The sequence below is a fragment of the Alcaligenes sp. MMA genome (assembly GCF_020907215.1).
GTDB classification, from domain to species: Bacteria; Pseudomonadota; Gammaproteobacteria; order Burkholderiales; family Burkholderiaceae_B; genus Alcaligenes; species Alcaligenes aquatilis.
Genome location: NZ_JAJJPP010000003.1, coordinates 1 through 21,343, shown reverse-complemented (window position 1 = coordinate 21,343; position 21,343 = coordinate 1). Strand labels below are relative to the sequence as shown.

At 55.4% G+C, this 21,343-nt stretch carries 21 protein-coding genes and 1 other RNA gene; 10 read left to right on the top strand and 12 right to left on the bottom strand.

Annotated features, from left to right (window positions below):
* Positions 1–24: 24 nt before the first annotated feature.
* The 4 genes from tolR to LNA76_RS12695 all read right to left on the bottom strand — a co-directional run bounded on the left by tolR (position 25) and on the right by LNA76_RS12695 (position 3,376).
* The gene (tolR, locus tag LNA76_RS12710; protein WP_108728650.1) at positions 25–471 is read right to left on the bottom strand and encodes a protein TolR; all 447 of its coding nucleotides are present in this window, start codon (positions 469–471) and stop codon (positions 25–27) included.
* A complete protein-coding gene (tolQ, locus tag LNA76_RS12705) occupies positions 471–1,145 on the bottom strand; it encodes a protein TolQ (protein ID WP_230019199.1) in 675 nt (224 codons plus the stop codon). Before tolQ ends, tolR begins: the two co-directional genes overlap by 1 nt.
* A 2-nt stretch (positions 1,146–1,147) precedes the next feature.
* Positions 1,148–1,573, bottom strand: a complete 426-nt coding sequence (gene ybgC, locus LNA76_RS12700; RefSeq protein WP_094197551.1) for a tol-pal system-associated acyl-CoA thioesterase — start codon at positions 1,571–1,573, stop codon at positions 1,148–1,150.
* 66 nt (positions 1,574–1,639) lie between these two features.
* The gene (locus tag LNA76_RS12695; protein ID WP_108728651.1) at positions 1,640–3,376 is read right to left on the bottom strand and encodes a proline--tRNA ligase; all 1,737 of its coding nucleotides are present in this window, start codon (positions 3,374–3,376) and stop codon (positions 1,640–1,642) included.
* Between the two features lie 64 nt (positions 3,377–3,440).
* On the opposite strand from LNA76_RS12695, the gene LNA76_RS12690 reads away from it, so the two are divergent.
* Genes LNA76_RS12690 through LNA76_RS12680 form a run of 3 tightly spaced genes read left to right on the top strand, consistent with a single transcriptional unit; the run spans position 3,441 to position 6,194 of the window.
* Positions 3,441–4,007: an RNA pyrophosphohydrolase gene (locus LNA76_RS12690; RefSeq protein WP_094197549.1), complete on the top strand. Its 567-nt coding sequence runs from the start codon at positions 3,441–3,443 to the stop codon at positions 4,005–4,007.
* Positions 3,988–4,674 carry a response regulator gene (locus LNA76_RS12685; RefSeq protein WP_230019198.1) on the top strand — a complete coding sequence of 229 codons (687 nt, stop codon included), beginning with the start codon at positions 3,988–3,990 and terminating at the stop codon, positions 4,672–4,674. Before LNA76_RS12690 ends, LNA76_RS12685 begins: the two co-directional genes overlap by 20 nt.
* Positions 4,671–6,194: a sensor histidine kinase gene (locus LNA76_RS12680; protein ID WP_094197547.1), complete on the top strand. Its 1,524-nt coding sequence runs from the start codon at positions 4,671–4,673 to the stop codon at positions 6,192–6,194. Before LNA76_RS12685 ends, LNA76_RS12680 begins: the two co-directional genes overlap by 4 nt.
* Before the next feature lies 1 nt (position 6,195).
* On the opposite strand, the gene LNA76_RS12675 is transcribed toward LNA76_RS12680, so the two are convergent.
* Entirely contained in the window at positions 6,196–7,119 is a 924-nt protein-coding gene (locus tag LNA76_RS12675; protein ID WP_230019197.1) for an NAD(P)-dependent oxidoreductase, read from the bottom strand.
* Positions 7,120–7,344: 225 nt separating this feature from the next.
* On the opposite strand from LNA76_RS12675, the gene LNA76_RS12670 reads away from it, so the two are divergent.
* From LNA76_RS12670 to LNA76_RS12660, 3 genes are all read left to right on the top strand, one after another.
* On the top strand, positions 7,345–8,382 hold the full coding sequence (locus LNA76_RS12670) for an ABC transporter substrate-binding protein (protein WP_108728807.1): 1,038 nt from the start codon (positions 7,345–7,347) through the stop codon (positions 8,380–8,382).
* Positions 8,383–8,464: 82 nt separating this feature from the next.
* Complete coding sequence (locus LNA76_RS12665; protein WP_094197546.1) at positions 8,465–9,550, top strand: ABC transporter ATP-binding protein; 1,086 nt, start codon at positions 8,465–8,467, stop codon at positions 9,548–9,550.
* 12 nt (positions 9,551–9,562) lie between these two features.
* Complete coding sequence (locus tag LNA76_RS12660; protein ID WP_108728653.1) at positions 9,563–11,248, top strand: ABC transporter permease; 1,686 nt, start codon at positions 9,563–9,565, stop codon at positions 11,246–11,248.
* Between the two features lie 582 nt (positions 11,249–11,830).
* Here the strand turns inward: LNA76_RS12660 and LNA76_RS12655 are convergent.
* Both LNA76_RS12655 and LNA76_RS12650 read right to left on the bottom strand, forming a co-directional pair.
* A complete protein-coding gene (locus LNA76_RS12655) occupies positions 11,831–13,336 on the bottom strand; it encodes a tripartite tricarboxylate transporter permease (RefSeq protein ID WP_230019196.1) in 1,506 nt (501 codons plus the stop codon).
* Positions 13,337–13,352: 16 nt separating this feature from the next.
* The gene (locus LNA76_RS12650; protein ID WP_094197543.1) at positions 13,353–13,811 is read right to left on the bottom strand and encodes a tripartite tricarboxylate transporter TctB family protein; all 459 of its coding nucleotides are present in this window, start codon (positions 13,809–13,811) and stop codon (positions 13,353–13,355) included.
* Positions 13,812–14,151: 340 nt separating this feature from the next.
* Here LNA76_RS12650 and LNA76_RS12645 point away from each other — a divergent pair, with 340 nt between their 5' ends.
* From LNA76_RS12645 to ssrS, 3 genes are all read left to right on the top strand, one after another.
* Entirely contained in the window at positions 14,152–14,556 is a 405-nt protein-coding gene (locus tag LNA76_RS12645; RefSeq protein ID WP_035273300.1) for a hypothetical protein, read from the top strand.
* A gap of 3 nt (positions 14,557–14,559) precedes the next feature.
* The gene (locus LNA76_RS12640; RefSeq protein ID WP_094197542.1) at positions 14,560–14,871 is read left to right on the top strand and encodes a cell division protein ZapA; all 312 of its coding nucleotides are present in this window, start codon (positions 14,560–14,562) and stop codon (positions 14,869–14,871) included.
* 53 nt (positions 14,872–14,924) lie between these two features.
* Positions 14,925–15,108, top strand: a non-coding RNA gene (ssrS, locus tag LNA76_RS12635) — 6S RNA.
* Positions 15,109–15,161: 53 nt separating this feature from the next.
* Here the strand turns inward: ssrS and lgt are convergent.
* On the bottom strand, positions 15,162–15,959 hold the full coding sequence (gene lgt / locus LNA76_RS12630) for a prolipoprotein diacylglyceryl transferase (protein WP_094197541.1): 798 nt from the start codon (positions 15,957–15,959) through the stop codon (positions 15,162–15,164).
* Between the two features lie 324 nt (positions 15,960–16,283).
* Between lgt and msrA the strand changes: the two genes are divergently transcribed.
* The gene (gene msrA, locus LNA76_RS12625; RefSeq protein ID WP_042489352.1) at positions 16,284–16,814 is read left to right on the top strand and encodes a peptide-methionine (S)-S-oxide reductase MsrA; all 531 of its coding nucleotides are present in this window, start codon (positions 16,284–16,286) and stop codon (positions 16,812–16,814) included.
* Here the strand turns inward: msrA and LNA76_RS12620 are convergent.
* From LNA76_RS12620 to LNA76_RS12605, 4 genes are all read right to left on the bottom strand, one after another.
* Complete coding sequence (locus LNA76_RS12620; RefSeq protein WP_230019195.1) at positions 16,811–17,791, bottom strand: hypothetical protein; 981 nt, start codon at positions 17,789–17,791, stop codon at positions 16,811–16,813. The two genes, msrA and LNA76_RS12620, sit on opposite strands and share 4 nt — an antisense overlap.
* 228 nt (positions 17,792–18,019) lie before the next feature.
* Positions 18,020–18,184: a hypothetical protein gene (locus LNA76_RS12615; RefSeq protein WP_199827835.1), complete on the bottom strand. Its 165-nt coding sequence runs from the start codon at positions 18,182–18,184 to the stop codon at positions 18,020–18,022.
* Positions 18,185–18,195: 11 nt separating this feature from the next.
* A complete protein-coding gene (locus tag LNA76_RS12610; RefSeq protein ID WP_094197539.1) occupies positions 18,196–19,302 on the bottom strand; it encodes a YeeE/YedE family protein in 1,107 nt (368 codons plus the stop codon).
* A gap of 11 nt (positions 19,303–19,313) precedes the next feature.
* Complete coding sequence (locus tag LNA76_RS12605) at positions 19,314–20,279, bottom strand: sulfurtransferase (protein WP_094197538.1); 966 nt, start codon at positions 20,277–20,279, stop codon at positions 19,314–19,316.
* Between the last annotated feature and the right edge of the window lie 1,064 nt (positions 20,280–21,343).

Here is a 21,343-nt window from a genome sequence, read left to right as displayed (position 1 = left end):
GCGAGCACGCTATCCGGCCAGAGGTTATTTGCCAGCGTCAGGGTCGCTATTGCGATCGACGATCAGACCCAGGCGGTTGATGCCATTGGAGCGCAGCTCATCCATCAAGCCCATGACGGTCTCGTAGGGAACCTTGCCGTCGGCGGCGATGACAACCGGACTGTCGGCCTGCATACGCGAGCGTACTTCATTGAGCAGTGTGGACTTCTCGATGTTCATGAACTCGGAGCCCGCATCGCGCAAGCGTATGGCCAGTTTGCCGTCCTTATCAACCTGGATTTCCACCGGCTTGGCAGGTACTTCGGAGGCTTGGCCTACCGAAGGCAGTTCGACCAAACCAGGGGTAATCATGGGAGCGGTGACCATGAAGATCACCAGCAGCACCAGCATCACGTCGATATACGGTACGACGTTGATTTCATTTTTCATGCGCCGGCCATGACGGCCGGTGCTTCCACGCATCGATGGCATCAGTTCACCTGCCGCTGCAAGATGTTCAGGAATTCGTCGATAAAGCTGTCAAAGCGGATCGAGATACGATCGAGCTCGTTGGTAAAGCGGTTGTAGGCCACCACCGCAGGGATGGCGGCAAACAGACCAATAGCCGTGGCAATCAGGGCTTCGGCAATACCGGGAGCCACCGAGGCCAGGGTTGCCTGCTGCATGCCCGACAAACCGATAAAGGCGTGCATGATCCCCCAGACGGTACCCAGCAGCCCGATGTAGGGGCTGACCGAACCGGCAGAGGCCAGGAAGTTCAGATGTGTTTCCAGCGTATCCATTTCGCGTTGATAGCTGGCACGCATGGCACGACGTGGGCCGTCCAGCAGGGCAGGCCCCGAGCTTTGACTGCGACGGGCCTTGACGAATTCAGTCATGCCGGCTTCAAAAATACGGGCCAAGGCCCCGTGTTCAGCACGACGCGAGGAGATGGATTGCTGAAGCACGGCCAGATCGCCACCCGCCCAGAAGTCGTCCTCAAAACGGCGAGTCTGCTCCAGCGTGCGTTTAAGTGCAGCCCGTTTACTGAAGATATAGGCCCACGAGAGAATCGAGATTCCCAGCAGGATCAGCATGACAAGCTGAACGGGAATACTGGCATCGAGAAGTAGCGAAATCAGCGACAGGTCGCTAGTAGCTTGCATGGTCAGTCCTGAACCTTTTCCAAGAGGGTACGTAAATCAGAGTCCAGCTTGCTTGGACGAAGCGTGTTGGCGTCAACGCAAACAATTTGGATGGTGCTTTGGCATAACAGTTCCCCACCTCGCAGGGCACCTTGTTCAAAATGGATGGTAGCCGACCCCAGTTGGGTAATCCGGCTGCGTACCGAGATCAAATCATCGAGCCGGGCAGGTTTGAGATATTGTATTTCAACCTTCTTGACTACGAACAGGCGTTGATTCTGCTCGGCTACATCGGATTGGTTTACGCCCAGGTTCCTGAGCCATTCTGTGCGCGCACGCTCAAAGAATTTCAGGTAGTTGGCGTAATATACGATCCCCCCAGCGTCGGTGTCCTCGTAATATACGCGAATATCAAGCCGAGCCTGGGTGTCCCACTTGTCAGTAAGCATGTCGTTCGTAAAAGAGTTTATGTTGACGGGCAGGGCATGGCCTACGGCCAGCCCTGCTTGGAGTCTTTACAGCGAGGCCAGACGCTCCACGCTGACCTGAGCAATCTGCTCGACCGGGACGTTGGTGCTGCTGGCATCACGGCGTGCCTGCATTTCAACGACGCCCTCTTTCAAGCCGCGCTCACCGATCGTAATGCGTAGCGGTACGCCAATCAGTTCCCAGTCGGCAAACATGATGCCGGGGCGGGCGTCGCGGTCGTCCAAAATGACATCCACGCCTTGTTCTTTGAGCTGCGTGTACAGATCCGTCGCAGTCTGACGTACCGCATCGCTCTTGGTAAAGCCGATCGGGCAGATTACCACTTCAAACGGGGCCAGGGCGCGAGGCCAGATCATGCCACGCTCGTCGTGGTTTTGTTCGATGGCTGCGGCCGCAATACGGCTGACGCCAATGCCATAACAACCCATTTGCATGACAGCCGGTTTACCATCAGTTTCCAAAAAGGTGGCGTTCAGCTTCTTGGAGTAGACATCGCCCAGGAAGAACACGTGGCCCACTTCAATGCCGCGCTGGATGGCCAGCTTGCCGCCCTCAGGAGCCGGGTCGCCGTGAACCACGTTGCGCAGGTCTGCCTTGATGGGTTCGGGCAGGTCGCGACCCCAGTTCACGCCGGTGTAGTGAAAGCCCTCTTCGTTGGCGCCACAGACAAAGTCGCTCATGTTGGCAACGGTCAGGTCGGCAATGACTTGCACTGCTTGACGTGTGCCTATCGGGCCCAGATAGCCGGGCTTGCAGCCAAAGACGGCCACAATTTCTTCTTCGGTTGCCAGACGGTGACCTTTTTCAAAGCCGGCCAGTTTGGAAACCTTGATGTCGTTGACTTCATGGTCGCCGCGAATCAGCAGCAGGTACACAGTCGTCTTGGTTTGCCCATCTTCTTCAACATCGGTAGCCACCACCACGGATTTGACCGTGGCAGTCAGGTCCAGTCCTAGTTGTTGAGCGACCAGTTCGCATTTTGGGGCCTCTGGTGTGGCGGTCTTGACCAGCGCTTGGCCAGGAGCGGCGCGCTCAGCCAGAAGGCAAGGGGCGGGAGCCAGTTCGATATTGGCAGCGTAGTCGGTGTCAGGGTTGTAGACCAGCAAGTCTTCGCCGGTATCGGCAATAACCTGAAACTCATGGCTGCGCGAACCGCCAATGGAGCCGGTATCAGCCGCCACGGCACGGAAGTCCAGACCTAGACGAGCAAAGATACGCATATACGCGTCGTACATATTGTCGTAACTGGCCTGGGCGTCTTCGGCGTTGCGGTCAAAGGAGTAGGCGTCCTTCATGGTGAATTCGCGGCCGCGCATCAAGCCAAAACGGGGACGACGCTCGTCACGGAACTTGGTTTGAATATGGTAGAAGTTAATCGGCAATTGGCGCCAGCTGTGGATTTCGTTGCGGGCGATGTCCGTGATGACTTCCTCAGAGGTGGGCTGCAGCACGAAGTCGCGTTGGTGGCGGTCCTTGATTCGTAGCAGCTCGTCGCCATATTTTTCCCAACGGCCAGACTCTACCCAGAGTTCGGCGGGCTGGACTACTGGCATCAGCAACTCAATGGCGCCGGAGCGGTCCATTTCCTGACGAATGATGTTTTCAATCTTGCGCAGCACGCGCAGGCCCATAGGCATATAAGTGTAGATACCGCCGGCGGCTTTGCGTATCATGCCGGCGCGCGTCATGAGCTGGTGGCTGGCAACTTCGGCCTCGGTAGGCGCTTCTTTCAGGGTATTAATGTGATACTGGCTAGCATGCATGGTAGGGAACTCGTCAGGTACGTATAATCAGATTTAATTGTATTGAATTCGTTAGAGGTGGCCTATGTTAGATCGTGAAGGCTACCGTCCTAATGTCGGAATTATTCTCGTTAATCGCAAAAACGAGGTTTTTTGGGGCAAGCGTATTCGGGAACATGCCTGGCAGTTCCCGCAAGGCGGTATCAAATACGGCGAAACACCCGTACAGGCGATGTACCGCGAACTGCACGAAGAAGTGGGCTTGCTGCCAGAGCATATCCGTATATTAGGCCGGACGCGAGATTGGCTTCGCTACAACGTGCCCAATCATTTTGTACGTCGGGAGGCGCGTGGCCATTACAAGGGCCAGAAACAAATCTGGTTCCTGTTGCGACTGGTAGGGCGAGACAGCGATGTCTGCCTGCGCTCTTCCTCGACGCCGGAGTTTGATGCATGGCGTTGGAGTCAATATTGGGTGCCACTTGATTCAGTGATTGAGTTCAAGCGGGAAGTCTATCAGCAAGCGCTAAACGAGCTGTCGGATATTTTATTCCGGCGGCGCCAGGAAAATCGTTATTTACGTCAGCGCCCCCCAAGCGCAATTGATGCCGATACCGTAGACAGCAGGGATCATGCGCATATTATTGGTTGAAGACGAGTTGGAAATGGCCGCGTGGCTGGAGCGGGCTTTGGCGCAAAGTGGTTTTTTGCCCGATCCCGCTCATGATGCCCGAACGGCAGAAGTGTTGTTGACGGCCCATGAATATGATGCGGTTGTGATGGATTTGCGCCTGCCCGATAAACACGGGCTGGTGCTTTTGCGCGAGATGCGTGAACGTGGTGATCACACTCCCGTGTTGATCCTGACCGCTCAAGGAGCCTTGCAGGACCGTGTTCGTGGTCTGAATCTGGGCGCCGATGATTTCCTGACCAAGCCCTTTGCTCTGGAGGAACTGGAGGCTCGTCTGGCTGCTTTGGTGCGGCGCAGCCGTGGCCGTGTGGCGCCTGTAGTCAGCTGCGGCTCGCTGGAATACAACCCCGAAAGCCGGGCTTTCATGCTGGACAGTGCCATTGTGCATTTGACTCCGCGTGAACATGCGGCTTTGTTGGTGCTGATCAGTCGTTCTGGTATGCCGGTTGAAAAGTCCCAGCTTTTTGCCCGTGTGTTCGAGCACGATAGCGATGCCAGCCCTGATGCCATCGAGGTTGTCTTACACCGCTTGCGCAAGAAACTTGCTAATAGCGATGTTCATATCGTGACGGTACGAGGTTTAGGCTACATGCTGGAAGTGCTTGAGGCGGAATCCGGCGTTTCATGACAGCACCTTCTCCACCCCCCGCCAATGCCTGGCAAGGCAGTTTGCGCTTTTGGCTGCTGGTCCTGCTGATCCCGGGGGTGGTCGCCTTGCTGTTGTATGACAGTTGGGAAGATTACCGGGCCATGAACTCCGTCACGGAAAATGTGTACGACAGCGCTTTGCTGGAACCGGCCAAAGTGCTTGAGACCAGTGTGGAGTTCAATACCGATGGCAGTTTACGCATCGATCCGCCCTTTTATGCCCAGGTCATGCTGGAGTCCAGACCAGGCAATCGCAAGTATTTTCGGGTCGAAGAAGTCACCCCTTTGGTCCGTAACCTGGGTGGTGCCGATGCCAATCAATTAAAAGGGCGCACCTTACTGGGGATGGAAGGGCTACCGCGTCCCGCCAATCTGGCTGACCATGAAGGCGTGCCGGTTTTCTACGATTCCTATTTCCGCAATGACACCGTGCGTATGGTGGCTTTGTGGCGCGACCTGCATTACAAAGGCCAGCACAGGCAGGTTTTGGTGATGGTGGGCGAAAGCCTGGATTTGCGTTTACGCACTCAACAGGAAGCCTGGCGCGAAGGCATTTTCCGCAATTTGCGTATGTTGTTGCTGGCTGTGCTGCTGGTGTGGTTCGCCGTGGCCTGGGCCTTGCGTCCTTTGCAGGCTTTGCGTCAGGAAGTGCGCAACCGAAGCGTGGATGACTTGCAGCCCCTGGACGAGCGCGATGTGCCGCGTGAGGTGGTCCCCTTGGTTCGTTCGGTCAATCATCACATAGAGCTATACCGTTCCGTGCTGGATAGGCAGGCACAATTTTTGGCCGACGCCTCGCATCAATTACGTACCCCCTTGGCGATTATTCATACTCAGGCTCAGTACGCTCGCCGCGAGCCGGATATTGAACGTGTCCGGGAGTCCTTGGGGGCGATTATCAAGCAGTTGGGGCAGGCGACCCGCCTGACCGAGCAGTTATTGGCTTTGGCCCATGCCAGCCATAGCACTACCATGAGCCAGGGCCAGGTCGATCTGGCCAGTTTGGGGCGCGAGGTAGTGCTGCAATATCTGCCCTTGGCGCGCGAACATCGCCAGGATCTGGGCTGGATCGGGCCGGGCGAAGAAGGGGAGCAAGCGCCCTTGTGGGTCTACGCCAGCGATGCCGAGATCCATGAGTCGGTCTCCAACCTGATTCACAACGCCATCAATCATGCCGGTAGCGGCAGTGCAATAACGGTTTCTGCCGGACACGACGACAAGCAGGCCTGGATCAGTGTGACGGACAATGGCATGGGCTTGGCGGCCAGTTTGCGTGAAAGCGTATTTGTGCGCTTTGACCGGGGCGGCCCGGCACGCAAGGGCGGACGTGGTTCGGGTTCTGGCTTGGGTCTGGCCATTGCGCTGGCTTACGCCGAGCGCAATGGCGGCACGATTGTGCTCACTGATGGCGAGCCTAACGATATGGGCGGCTACGGCTTGAAGGCGACGCTACGCTTGCCCTTGTTGCAGCCCGAAGCGCCTCAATCAGATAATTCCTGAATCAAGCTTTGTCGTTTGGGCGGGCCAACAGATTGAACAGAGTAGAGACATCCCAATCCGAGTGGCCCTGTTCGGCAATTTTCGCAAACTGTGCCTGAATCAAGCGGGTTGCCGGCAACTGAGCCCCAGTGCGCTGGGCCTCTTGCTGCACCAGATCCAGGTCTTTCAGCATCCAGTTCACGGTGAAACCGGGTTGAAAGTCTCTAGCCAGCATCGTGGGGCCTTTGGTTTCCATTTGCCAGCTGCGGGCTGCGCCCTTGGTCAGGACAGACAGAGCTTGTTCCATATCCAGTCCGGCTCGCTCACCAAAAGCCATGGCTTCGGCCAGACCTTGCAAAAGACCGACGACGGCAATCTGGTTCACCATCTTGCATAGCTGCCCAGATCCCAGTGGCCCCATCAAGGTGCAAGCCTGGGCGTAGCTCATCATCAGGGGGCGGGCGCGTTCCATATCCTGCGCATGCCCACCACACATAATGCTGAGCATGCCTTTCTGGGCTCCGGCTTGCCCGCCGGAAATCGGGGCATCGACAAAGGCGACCTGCTTGCTGGCGGCCAGTGCCCCCAGTTCCCGGGCAACGTTGGCGGAGGCGGTGGTATGGTCGATAAACAGGCTGCCGGCCTTCATACCTGCCAGCGCACCGTCTGGCCCCTGAAAAATGGCGCGCAAATCATCATCATTTCCCACACAGGCCATCACAATGTCGGCTTGTGCCGCTGCCTGGGCCGGGGTGGCCGCCCAGGCCTGTTTGAATTGTGCGCTCCATTGCTCCGCTTTGGCCTGATTGCGGTTGTACACCGTCACCTGATGGCCGGCCTGAGCCAGATGACCCGCCATCGGATATCCCATCACTCCCAGACCAATGAACGCCACTTTTTGCGGGCGGCCGGATTCATACTGTTTGGGCTGAATGGATGGGTTCATGGCACGGGGCTCCTTAAGAATAATCATGTTCAGACGTAGAGCTTAGCGCAGCTTTTCCAACTTGATCGCCGCCTGAGGGAATAAGCGGCAAGGTGTTTGAAGCTTGACGGCATCAGGCCCCTCATGTTCTAAACCAAACATAGATCTGTAATAAATGGAATTTTCCTGTCCGGATCATGATGGGCACACATGATTTCCTGGCTAATTAACTGGAACTTGAATCCTATGAACTCTTTCGATCGTCGTCGTTTCTTGAAGCTGGCAGGTGCCACTGGATTGGCGTCTATGGGGACCTCTTTGCCGTGGGCGGCGTGGGCGGCAGATGCCGCGGTACTGGAAAAAGCGAAGGCTCAAGGCCAGGCTGTGTTTTACGCCAACATCACGGCTGTAGAGCCCATCATGAAGGCCTTGCAGCAAGCGCAAGGCATTGAAGGTAAATACACTCGTATTTCCAGCTCCAAGTTCATCCCCACCATCCTGACCGAGTTCAACGCTGGCAAGTTGATGGCGGATGTGGTCCAGGCTCCCCTGCCGATGTTGCAAATGCTTAAAGAGCAGGGCGTGTTGGTTCCTCATCAGTCTGAAGCCGTACAGGGCTACCCGCAGTGGGCTATTCAAGACGATTCGATTATTCAGTTTGGCATCGAATATGTGTCTTATATCTATAATACGGACCACCTCAAAGCCGAGGACGCGCCGCAACGTTACGAAGATCTGGCCGATCCCAAGTGGAAAGACAAGATCGTGATGGCTAACCCGGCTAATCACCCGTCCACCATTGGTTGGCTGATTGGCTTGAAGGAAAAAGTCTTTAGCAGCGAAGAGCAGTGGCTGGACTTCCTGAAAGGGCTGGCTGCCAACAAACCCATGTTTGTAGCGTCGTTTGGCCCAACCCCCGCTCCTATTGAAAGTGGCGAGAAGCTGATTGCCATTTCCATGCCCAAGTACATCGTGACCAAGTCGCCTGCGCCATTGGCCTGGGGCCCCATGTCGGGTCAGCCTTTGCTGGGCTCGCCGCGTGCTATTGCTCTGACTAAGAATGCGCCGCATCCGGATGCGGCCCGCGTTTTTCTGGATTATTGGCTGGGCAATGAAGCCATGGGTATTTTGGCCAATAAGGTGGGCGAATATGTTCTGGCCCCCGGGATTCATCCTCCGGTCGCTGGCATTGATAAAGCCAAGGTCGAGCCTATCCGGGACCTGAGCGATGCAGAACTGATTCGTTGGAGTCGTGAATTCAGCCGTATCTTTGCTGTGCGTTAATCACGCGACGGCAAGAGCTGGTTCAACAAGAACGGGGCGCCTTGGCGCCTCGCCTTATTTTTATTGAAAACATTAACTCATTATGCAAATTGAAATTACCGGCCTGAGCAAGACCTATGTCTCAGAGGACAAAACCTTCAAGGCCTTGGACAATATCAACCTGACGATTCCCGCGAATGAGTTTTTCACCCTGTTAGGGCCCAGTGGCTGCGGCAAAACCACACTGCTGCGGTGCATTGTTGGTCTGGAAACCCCAGACGAGGGTGAAATCCGCATTGGGGACGAGATCGTCTGGTCCAGCGCCAAGAATATTGCTGTTCCGGTAGAAAAGCGCGGTCTGGGTATGGTGTTTCAGACCTACGCCATCTGGCCGCACATGACGGTGTTCGACAATATCGCTTACCCGCTGCAAGTACGTGGCGAGCGCAAAGAGGTGATTCGTGAAAAAGTCGCGAACATTTTGAAGTTTGTGCAACTGGAAGGGGTGGATCAGCGTTCCGCAACGCGTCTGTCCGGTGGCCAGCAACAGCGAGTGGCGCTGGCACGAGCTCTGGTGGCCGAGCCCAAGGTCATCCTGTTTGACGAGCCGCTCAGCAACCTGGATGCCAAGCTGCGTGAAGAAACGCGTAAAGAACTGCGCGAGTTCTTGAGCCGTCTGGACATTACCGCAGTGTACGTGACGCATGATCGTGTCGAGGCGCTGGCCTTGTCCAACTCCATCGCTGTTATGCGTGGCGGCAAAATTCTGGAAATTGGCTCACCAGAAAAAATTTACTTTGATGCCGACCACCGCTTTGTGGCGGACTTTATTGGTCGTGCCAACCAGATCAGCGCCAAGGTGCTGGAGCAGCGTGTGGATTCCACCCTTGTGGAATGCGAACTGGGTCAGTTGCACTGCAAGAAGCGAGATCTGCCCGTGGGCACGGAGGTCACGTTGTGCATTCGTCCCGAGTTTATTCGCGTCAGTAGTCAGTCCAGTGAAGTGGGCCAGAATCTGTTCCATGGGCAGGTTCAGGCCTTGGAATTCGTGGGCGAGTCCTACGAGGCCGAGGTCACAGTGGGTAAAGAGCAGCTCCTGGTGTGTATCGATCCTGATGTGAAGGTAAAGCAGGGCGATACCGTGCGCTTTAACCTGCATCCTGCGCATTGCATGCTCTTGTCGGCATAAGGGCGGAACATCATGAATCAAACACGCAGACCACTTAGCTGGTCGCTTATTCTGATTGTTGGCTTTCTGACGCTATGCCCGGTCCTGATGTTGCTGCTGGGCAGTTTTTCGCAGGGCCTGACGGCTTTTGGTTCTTTCACCACGGCCAAGTATGTAGCCGCCTACACCGATCCCTTTTTGCTGGAAGTCACTTTCAATACGGTGGTTTTCGTGCTGGGCTCGTCCCTGTTCTCTACCGCGCTGGCCGTTTTCCTGGCTTACCTGAATACGCGTACCAACATGCCCATGAAGGGTGTGTTTACGGTGCTGTCCATCGTCCCCATGATGATTCCGCACTTGTTGTTCTCGGTTAGCTGGGCACTGCTGTTGAATCCGTCCAATGGCCTGATCAATATGTTCTTGCAGGACACCTTGGGTCTGCAGGATGCACCACTGAATATTTATTCGCTCTGGGGCATGATTCTGGTCGAGGGCTTGTTGAACATGCCTGTGGCCTATCTGATCATCGCGCCTGCCATGGCCTCGTTTGACGTGTCCATGGAAGAGTCCTCGCGTGTATTCGGGGGCGGTCTGTGGCGCACCTTGACGCGGGTCACCCTGCCGATTCTGCGTCCAGCCATCATGGCGGCTTTCATTTTGGCGATTGTGCGGGCGCTGGCCTCTTATGCGGTGCCACGTGTTCTGGGTACGCCGGGTCGTGTGGATGTGCTGGCCACGTATCTGTTCGAGATGATCTCAACCGGCTTCGCGCCAGACTATGGAAAAGCGGCAGCGCTGGGCATGAGTGTGCTATCGGCCTCCATTGCCCTGATCGTGCTGTATCGCTACATGACGAAAGAAAGCAGCAAGTATGTGACCATCTCCAGCCGTGGTTTCAAACCGACGCAACTGGAACTGCGTCGCGCGAAAATCCCGCTGTTCATCATCGTGGGCATTATCAGCTTGCTGATGGTAGTGTTGCCTGTCGCTGTGCTGCTCTACACCTCCATGATTCCGTACTCCATGGTGCCTAGCGCTCGCGCCTTCTCTTTGATGAGCTGGGCGAACTGGATTGATGTCATTCAAGACCCAATCTCCAAAGTGGCCATGACAAATAGTCTGTTCCTGGCTGTGTTCGGGGCCAGTCTGGGTGTGCTGTTATCGCTATTTGTGGCCTATGTGGTGGTTAAGTTACGAACGCGAGCGGCGGCGCTGCTCGATACCTTGAGCTTTCTGTCCTTCTCCTTTCCGGGGATTGTGATCGGTATCGGTTTTATGTGGTTCTTTGTGCAAACGCCTTTGTATGCAACCTTGACCGCCTTGCTGCTGGCTTATATCGCAGCCTATCTGCCTTACGGGATCCGACCTTTATCGGCGGCTTTTGTGCAGGTACATGCTCACCTGGAGGAATCCTCGGCCGTTGCCGGGGCCAGCTCCTGGACAACCATGCGCCGCATCATTATTCCTTTGCTGATTCCCGGTGTGGTGTCAGCCTGGATTTTGATGGCCACCATGTTCATTCGTGAGTTGACGGTATCCGTGGTGCTGTCCCGTCCTGGCACAGAAGTGCTGGCGGTACAGGTGTTGAGCTATGCCGAAGATGGTTTGTGGGGCAAGCTCTCGGCCTTGGGGATCATCATGATTCTGATCTCTACTGTGCTGGTGCTGCTGGCCATGTATATCGGTAACTTCTACAAGCGCCGTCAAGGCACGATGTAAGTTGGCTGATCTCAATGGCCTGAATTCCGCAAGGGGTTCAGGCCATTGTTGTTTTTGCTAGGAACAGACCGTATCTTGTCGCCTGGCTGGCTGTTCGCTTGTTCATGCGCATAATGGGCTGCTTGATTTTGTTTGCTCATTAGTAGAAAGCGATGACGCCTAAATGCAAAGTCAAAGTATTGGTCGTCGGTGATAGCGTGATGGGGGCGTCGGTCGCCTGGCATTTGACTCAAGCGGGTGCCCGCTGTGACCTTGATCGATCAAGGTCCGCGCAGTACGCCTAGTGCAAGCGCTGCTTCGTTTGGATGGTTTGCTTGCCGCCGTAGCCCACTCCGGCGACATTCTGGCTCCCTTGTTAGGAAGGTTGTGTACGCAGGCGGTTCTGGCTGCTTGATGTTTGTTCTTGGAAGTGGCTCCGTTTAGCCCAGCAAGGATTGAGCTGTCTTGAAACCAGGCAGCAAAACCAGTCGATAAAAAAAAGGCCTGATTTCGTGGAGAGATGAAATCAGGCCTTCTTGCTGTTGCGCCAGTTTGAATGCCCCCTTTCAGGGGCAGCTTTCAAACCAGAGGACTGGCTGTGCCTTAGTCCTCATCCACGAAAGTTTCGTCGCGTTTTTTCTTGACAGAGGGCAGGGCCACAATCACCACCAGGATGGCGGCTAGAACCAGCAATGACAAGGACAGCGGACGAGTGACAAAGGTGGTGTAGTCACCACGGGACAGGAGCAGGGCACGACGGAAATTCTCTTCCATCATGGGGCCCAATACCAGACCCAGCAACAAGGGAGCGCCTTCACAACGCAGTTTGGACCATACGTAGCCGACAAAACCAAAAGCGGCGGTGACCAGAATGTCAAACACGTTGTAGTTCAGCGAGTACACCCCGACCGTACAAAAGACCAGGATGGCAGGAAATAGCAGGCGGTACGGTACTTTGAGCAGCTTCACCCACAGACCAACCAATGGCAGGTTCAGAATGACCAGCATCAGGTTACCGATCCACATGGAAGCGATCAGGCCCCAGAACAGTTCAGGGTGGCTGGTCATCACTTGTGGGCCGGGCTGAATGTTGTGGATGGTCATGGCACCAATCATCAGAGCCGTCACGGCGTTACCGGGGATACCCAGTGTCAGCAGCGGGATGAAGGAGGTTTGAGCGGCGGCGTTGTTGGCCGACTCGGGACCGGCCAGACCGGCAGGGTGGCCTTTGCCAAAGCGCTCCGGATTTCTGGAGATTTTCTTCTCCAGCGTGTAGGAGGCAAAGGAGGACAGAACCGCGCCACCACCGGGCAGAATGCCCAGGCACGAACCCATTGCAGTCCCACGGATGACGGCCGGCCAGCACTCTTTGAACTCTTGTTTGTTGGGGTACAGGCTGCCAACCTTGCCTGTAATTTCGACACGCTGGTCGCCCAGCTCCAGGTTGTTCATGATTTCCGAGAAACCAAATACACCCATGGCCACCACGGCAAAGTCGATACCATCTTGCAGCTCGGGAATACCAAAGTCGTAACGCGCTACACCGGAGTTCACGTCAGTACCGACCATGCCCAGCAGCAGGCCCAGCAGGATCATGCAGATGGCCTTGGGCAGAGAACCAGAGGCCAGCACCACCGCGCCCACCAGGCCTAACACCATTAATGAGAAATACTCGGCAGGTCCGAACTTGAAAGCCACCTCAGCCAAAGGCGGTGCGAAGGCCGCCAGCAAAATGGTTGCAACACAACCGGCAAAGAACGAACCCAGGGCAGCAATCGCCAAAGCAGCACCGGCCCGGCCATTGCGTGCCATCTGGTGCCCGTCCAGCACGGTCACCACCGCCGAGGTTTCGCCCGGCAGGGCAACCAGAATGGCGGTTGTGGACCCGCCATACTGCGCGCCGTAGTAAATACCGGCCAGCATGATCAGGCCAGCCACTGGGGGCAGTACATAGGTGATGGGCAACAGCATGGCGATAGTTGGCACAGGGCCAATGCCAGGTAACACGCCAATCAAGGTGCCCAGTATGCAACCGAGCAGAGCGTAGGCCAGGTTCTCCGGTGTGACTGCGACCGAAAAACCCAGCATCAGGTTGTCAAATAATTCCATATCCGTTCACCCCCAATCAGGCCAGAAAACTTGGCCACAAGGGAAATACCAACCCTAGGCCCTTGATGAATGCCAGCCAGACAAACAGCACCAGAAATACAGCTGCGCCCAGCGCGATCGGCCAGCTAAACTCATGGCTGGCAAAGCTGCTGATCACAACAAGCAGGAAGATAGAGGCATATACCCCTAATGAGTTAAGCGTCAGCCCGCACAAGACAACCGCGCCGATGATAACGAAGACGACTTTCCAGTTAAACTTCTCTATCTCAGTGCTTTCTGCTTTGGCAGACAATGAGTTCAAGGTGACAACCGCCCCTAGCAAGCTCAGGCATACACCAAGCCAGAAGGGGAAGTAGCCGGGTCCCATACGGGCGGCTGTTCCCATCGAGTAGCTGGTAGCCCCGAGCGAGAAAGCGGCGCCCACGACCACGAACATGATCCCGGACCAGAAGTCCTGTTTATTTTTAATTTGCATAAGGTGGATTCTCCTTGTCTGCCTTGCGCATTGGTTTTCCTTTTTCCTGTGTCAGCTTGTTTATGGTGGAGCGGGTTCCACACTCTGCATGTGCCGACTGCTTTAAACAGAGGTGACGCATGGTAATGGAGCGTTTGAAGACTGAAAACCCTGACTTGACCCTAGTTTTTAAGGGTTTTCCCGGTAAATCCGGAAAATTAGGGTTTTTTGGGAGCGTGTTCGCAGGTGGATGACATGCTTTGAAAGAAGTTTGAAAGGTAATGGAAAGATGGGTGAAAGGTTATCATTAGTATGAAATTCCTCTACCCAGTAACGCTAGCAATGGTTTACGATAAGGCCCATGTTGCAAGATCTCGACTTTCTCGCTGACCGTATCGGTCAACTGGTAGAGCAATCTCGTCAGCTCAACGCTGAACGCGCTCAATTATTAGCTCGTCTGAAAACTCAAGATGCCGAGCTGGACGCCTTGCGCCAGCAAAATCGGCGTCAACAGGACGAGTTTGAGTCCCTGTCCACCGGTGTTGCTTCGCATCAGCGTCAGTTGGATGTGGTGCAGCAACAAGCACAAGCGGATCAGGCTGAACTGAAAAAACTGCTTGAGCAGGAACAGGCCCAGGTGGTCGCCTTGCGTCGTGAGCTAGACAGTGCTCGTGCAGGAATGGGCGTATTGCGTGATGTGGCAGGGCAGGCTCGTGACCAGATCGGTTCGATCCTCATGCGTTTACCCGGTGCCGTACAGGAGTAAGTCATGGAACGAGTTGATATTTCCCTACTGGGCCGCGATTATTCCCTGGCATGTCCTCCATCTGAAAAAGCCCGCTTGTTGGAAGCGGTCAAACTGGTAGACCAGCGTATGCAGGCTATCAAGGGTTCGGGGCGCGTTTCTGGCAACGAACGTATCGCCGTTATGGCTGCTATTCAGATCGCCAGCGAGTTTTTATCGGCTAAAGCACCTGATGGTCCACTGGCTAATGTTGCTTTTGGCGATTTCAAGCGTAAAATTGAAGACATGCACGCGATGATGGATGATGTTATTGAGCCTTCGGGCACATCGCGCTAAACCAAATTTGAAAGCAGCTCCTTGTTGTCCCTTGCGGGCTGCTTCATCCCAGTAAGTCCCTGCCGTGTTCGTGACACGACCATACATTCCTTGAACCAATGCTTTTGGCATACAGGTTGTTGGATTAGCCAGTAGGAGCGATCGTCCTCGTCGACGAACCCGAAGCTGGCTTGATGACAGCCGATCTTGGACCTTCGGTTCCAGGATGCCGGTCTTGACGGCAATGGTGGGGCACCTACAAAAAAGCCCGTCCAGAACTGGACGGGCTTTTTCCTTTTCTGCTGCTTTGTTTATTTCTGACTACCAGGCGTAACGCCACGCTTGCTGGCATAAACAAACAGGGCCAGCCCAGCCACAATCATGGGCAAGGACAACCACTGTCCCATTGACAAGCCAGCACTGAGCAGACCCAGGTAGCTGTCAGGTTCGCGGGTGTACTCCACCATGAAGCGGAAAAAACCGTAGCCGATCAGGAACAGGGCGCTAGCCTGGCCCACGGCGCGTGGGCGGCGCGTAAACCACCACAGCAAGATGAACAGGGCAATGCCCTCCAGGGCCATCTCATACAACTGCGAAGGGTGGCGAGGGTTTGCATCCATCTGCGGGAACACCATTGCCCACGGCACATCGCTAGGACGACCCCACAGTTCTCCGTTGATAAAGTTACCCAAGCGGCCTACCGCCAGCCCCAGTGGGATCAAGGGGGCCAGGAAATCACTGATTTCCAGAAAACGGCGTTGGCGGTTACGAGCAAACAGTGCAATCGTCACCAGCACCCCGATCAGACCGCCATGAAAGGACATGCCACCTTGCCAGACATACAGAATCTCCAGCGGATGCGACAGGTAATAGGAGGGTTGATATAACAGGGTAAAGCCCAGACGTCCGCCCACTACTACGCCCAGAACACAGTAAAAGATCAGGTCTTCCAGGTCTTTGCGGGTCAGCAAGGCATAGCCCGCGCGGATACGCGCCATGCCAGCCAGCCAAACCAGGCCAAAGCCCACTAAATACATCAAGCCATACCAATGAATGGCAAGGGGTCCAAGTTGTATGGCGATGGGATCAAACTGCGGGTGAATTAACATGCGTGCCCATTACAGAGATGAATATCAGATAATAGCGTGACTACGAGCCCAGACCAGGACTGGGTAAATTGTAAGGGAAGGATCGTGCTGCATTCAGTGTCTTGGCCCGCCGTTTACCATTAGTAGTTTTTTGTGGATTGATGATCTTTAATCCAATGACAAAGGCTGATACGGTAGCGTTGATGGATATCGTGCTCAACAAGATAGTCGGGGGAACGGGGGTGCTATTCCCATACCCACCCAAAACCGGCTCAGCGCCTTATAAGCGCAAGCGATTGCAGCCTGGTTGCTGGGTCTAGCCAATTCGTCAACAAAGGAGAACTCATGAAGGAAACAGCCATATTGGGTGGCGGATGCTTTTGGTGCACTGAAGGGGTGTTCAAGGCCCTGCGAGGTGTGCAGTCGGTGGTGCCCGGATACTGTGGCGGCCATGTGGAAAATCCCACCTATGAACAGGTTTGTGGCAAGCAGACCGGCCATATTGAAGTGGTCAAAGTGGAGTTTGACCCTTCAGTCATTTCCTATCGGGATTTGCTGGAGGTATTTTTCCTGACCCACGACCCTACCACGCCGGATCGTCAGGGCGCTGATCAGGGGCCGCAGTATGCCTCGGCTATTTTTTGCCAAAACGAAGAACAGCGCCGTCAGGCTTTCGAAGTCATCGAAGAAATCAAATCGCAGTTTGATGCGCCTATCGTGACGCATGTGCTCGACAGCTCCACGTTCTGGGAAGCCGAGGACTATCACCACGATTATTTTGCCTTGAACCCCGAGCAGGCCTATTGCCAGATGGTGATTGCGCCCAAGCTCAAGAAGTTCTACCAGCGTTTTCAGGATCTGCTGGTCAAAAGCTAAGCATCCTGAGGGTGCGAAGCAGAAGCAAGGTAGCGTCTGTACAGGGCGCTACCTGGTAATGTCAGGCGGGCCATCAGGCCAATAATGAGCAAGGTCAGGATAAGTCGGCCAACCAGGACCACCCAGATGTTGGCACCCAGAGCCAGAATAAGAATGGTGTCTTCAATCAGGGAGTGGCTTAACGACAGCCAGGACAAGGCCAGCAAGCGCGTTCTGGAACTGTAGTTTTGCTGACGGGACTCATCAATAATCAAGGCGCCGCCGTAGCTCAGGCCCAGCAACACACCAATCGTGGTGGTGGGGGCGACCCGCTCTTCCAGGCCTGAAAAACGCAGCAAGGGCAGCAGAAGCCGGGTCAGCAAACGGGTGAAGCCGATTTTCTCCAGAACTGACAAGATTAACAGCAGGCCAAGAATAATCAGCCAGGTCATGAACAGTGAACTGGCCGTTCCCCACAACCAGTCTATCCAGCCTTGCCAACCGCCTTGTGTCGCATTGGATTGCCCGTAAAGCCAGGCCAGCGAAACAGGTTCCTGCAACAGCCCAGCACTGTTCAAACCCCAGGCCAGCAGGCTGCCGTAGAGCAGGGCGCAGACTACTCGTAGCGTGGCCGTAAACCAGAAACTGGCCCCGGCTCGACGCACAATCGCTTGCTCCATGGGAAGACTGTGAGCAAACAGCATCATGGTGCCCAGAACGCTGATCTGGGCCACGTTGAAACTCAAGCTGTCGCCCAACGCTGCCATCGATCCTATGCCTGCGTAAATACCGGCCAGGGCGGTGGTGGCCCATACGATACCGGCTTCAGGCGGTAAGCCGACCAGCGCCATGACGGGGCCGATCAGTGTGCCTACTTGTTCGATCAAGCCCAACTGCGCCGCAATACGCACCGCAATCATGATGGGAACCATGATGCGTGCAACGGTATAAAACATGCGCAGGCTGCGGCTAAGTGTGGTGCGAAGAAAGTTCAGCATGACAGCAGAAGGTTGAGAAGTCTGACTGATGCTAGCATGGCCCAGTGCTTGCTTTGTCGTGCCCTGGCGCTTGCGTGGGGTGGGCGATGTGGGCTGTCGGTTTGCCGCTACAAGCGGATGTGTGTTCCCTCATCCAAAAAAAAACCCCTGACGGTGAAACCCGGTGCAGCCAAGTGAGGCTGCCTGGTTTTCTCCCATCAGGGGCGTTGCAGACCGAGTAGGCCCTAGCTATCGACCCGAGCAGTGACCGCCACTGGCGGCTTGTCCGCTACCCCAGGCAATGGGAGCGGGTTCGGGACGGTAGGGGTAGTCCTGCAGGCTGTCCATGACAACTAACAAGACAACGGCCAGCCAGAAGGTAGTGGTGATAAGGCGGAAAGTAGTTTTGCTCATGGTGGTGCGACTCAAGGATTAACGCGACGACGAATGCGCACGCCTATGATGGACCCGGCAAAGGCCAGTGCAAACCAGACCCAGCCATGTATGCTGGCCGAGGCGATGCCTCCCAGGAATGCGCCCACATTACATCCGAAGGCCATACGGGCACTGTAGCCCATGACCAAACCGGCAATCGCGCCTACCCACAAGGTACGGGCATTGGGCGATTTGAAATTGGCAGGATGGTTCCAGCGCGAAGCGGCCATTGCGCCCAGAATCAAACCAAAGTTGGTGACGGAGGTAACGTCAGCCAGAACAGGCTCTGCCAGACGTTGAGCATGGGGAGCCACGCCCCAGAATGCGTCGCCAACGGGCGTCCAGCCCAGCGCCGAGAATACTTTTGCTCCCCACAGGCCAATACCGTAGACGATGCCCCAAGGTTGGCCAGCAACAATCATGTGAATGGCGTACAGCACGGCCAGCAGCAAGGCGCCCATCCACCAGCGCATTTCCCATTTGGCAGGTGCGCTGTTGTGTTCTTTTTGATGGCGGCGTGCGCCCCGGCCTACGAACCAGGATACGGCTGCGCAGCCCAGGACGGTAATCAGCAAGGCGGTAGGCCAGCCCAGGGATACAGTCAGGTCGATAGCGGGCAAACCACCCAGGGCAATCCAGCCGGGTTGGTGCGATGCGCCCAGAAAGCTGCCAATGGCAAAGGTAGGCAGAACCGCAAAGGAGATCGGTGCGCCAGCACCTGCTTTATAGAGTGTGCCGGAGCCGCAACCGTCAGCCAGTTGCATAGCGGCACCAAACAGGAAGGCGCCCAGCACCAGGCTGATGGTCAGTGGGGCAATGGCACCGACCAACTCGCCGCCGCTGTCAGCGATCAGCGGCAGGGTGAAGGCAGCAGCCAATACCAATAGGAGCATTTGTGCCCAGATACCCTGAGGGTCGCGACGCTCGATATAGTTGCGCCAGCCGGTCGTGAAACCGAAACGGGCTCCTTGCAGCACGGCGCCAAAGCCAATCCCTAATAAGGCAAGCAAGCCTTGGCGCAGTCCACCTACCAGAGCGACCCCGACAATGAGGGCCAGGCTGGCCAGGATAAAGCCCAGTCTAGTCAGATAAAGCATGATCGATTTCTTTAGTTAACGGCGCGCTTGGCATCGAGTTTCAGAACCTCGAAGCGGGAGGGCTGGTTGTCCATGGGCAAGCTGCTGCGGCTCCATTCCACGACGGATTCGGGGTAAAGCTTCACGTTGGGGTTACCTGCCAGTTCGGACAATACAAACCAGTTCGTAGCAGCCCAGTGACCGGTATTGCAGAACGAAACGGTGGGTTTGTTATCCAGACCTTGTTCTTTGACGATCTTGACGAGCTCACCGGTGTCTTTCAGGACAGGTTTGTCGCTGCGAAAGAAGCTGTTGAAGTCCAGTTCACGTGCACCGGGCAAGGTGCCGTAGCGGGCGGCGGCGTCAACGCGCTTTTCGCCTTTGAAGAATTCAGTTGGGCGCGCGTCCAGCAAAATGGGGGCTTGGCCATTCTTGATGTAGTCCGCGACTTCTTGCGTGCTGACTACCATGTCTTTGTTGTAGTGGTAGCTAAATTCGGTAGGGGTGACAGTGGGAGTGTCTTTGCTCAGGGGCTTGCCTTCTGCTTCCCAGGCTTGCAAGCCGCCATCCAGAACGGATAACTGAGTCAGACCACCCGCTTTCAATGTCCAATATACGCGCGCAGCGGCGCCAAAGTCTGTGGGGTTGGCGCCTGCGTAGGTGACGACAACGTAGCTGTCTTTGGAAATACCGGCTTTGCTGAACAAGGCGGACAGGTCGGCTTCGGAGCGCAAGGCACCTGCGTTATCTGCTGGGCCGCGATAGGCGCCATAAGGGGTATGAACGGCACCAGGCACGTGGCCCGCTGCATATTCTTTGTCTGTGCGGATATCTAGAACGCGCAGATTGTTTTGATCCAGTTTGGTGGCCAGGTCGGCAGCCGAGATCAAGGCGGCTGGTTTGGCTGCCGTTTCGGGTGTGCTTGGCTCTGCGCTGGCAGTCGGTGCCAGAACCGTGCTGAATGCAAATGCCAGGGAGATGAGGATAGGTTTGATCATTATTACTCTCTTGAGTAAGCAGGGTCCTGCTTAGAGGTTTAAGTGCATAAGGAATGGTAATGAACACGGGAACAGAAAATAACAATGAATTGGGGATTAGCTTATTGCTTGTGGGTGTAAGAGGGTGTCTCTATATATAGAGGAGAGAGGAGGAAGGCTTTGCTTGCCGCTCTGCGTTAGGTGGGCTTGTGTCTCTGTGGTTGTGTCTATCTCTCAGGCAAGTGTGTTTTTGCTTTCTATATAACAAGAGCGTATCTGTAGAGAGGCGGTTGTATAGGTGAGAGAAGGCAGGGCTGTCTCTACAAGAGAGGATGGGATGATGTGTTTGGTGTTCTCATGGATGCAGACTTAGAGACTTAGAGACTTAGAGACTTAGAGACTTAGAGACCCAAAGGTTCAGAGGCTCAAAGGTTCTAAGATTCGACGTATCAAAGGCAAAGAGACTGAGACTCGGAGGGATAGTGAAGGGCATAGAGGTATAGAGGTATAGAGGGGGAGAGGATTGGTTTACCTCTTGGAGAGGCCCGTCTCCTATCTATATATAGAGAGTAGAGTCGCAGTGATGAAAGGCCTGGCTATATAGAGGGTGGCGTTCGTTGTTCCAGCCGCTCTACGTAGGTCGCTACTCGAAGCCCCGAGACAGGGTGTTGGGGCGGACTACTTGCCGGCGCCTCGCGCCGGTCCCCTTGCCGGAGTCACCATCGGGGCGCAGTCTGAACTCGCCCAGTAATTGGTCCCGCGGACCAATCACAAGCGTTGGGCTCAAACAGCAGACTGCTTGCATCCCCGATGGTGACTTCGACTGCGGCAAGTCGTCTGACTCGCCCCAACACCCTGTCCCGGGGCCCCGAGCGGCTAACAGCCTTGCATTGTGCTCGATCTTGAAGGCCTTTCAACTCTCTATCTATATAGAGGCACTATTGATTGGGGGCGAAGGGCTGATGCTGTGCTCTTGTCGTCGCTCCTTTATTGGTCTACCCATCTAAGTGTGACGTCAGCCAGCAAGCAAGCAAGCAAGCAAGCAAGCAAGCAAGCAAGCAAGCAAGCAAGCAAGCAAGCAAGCA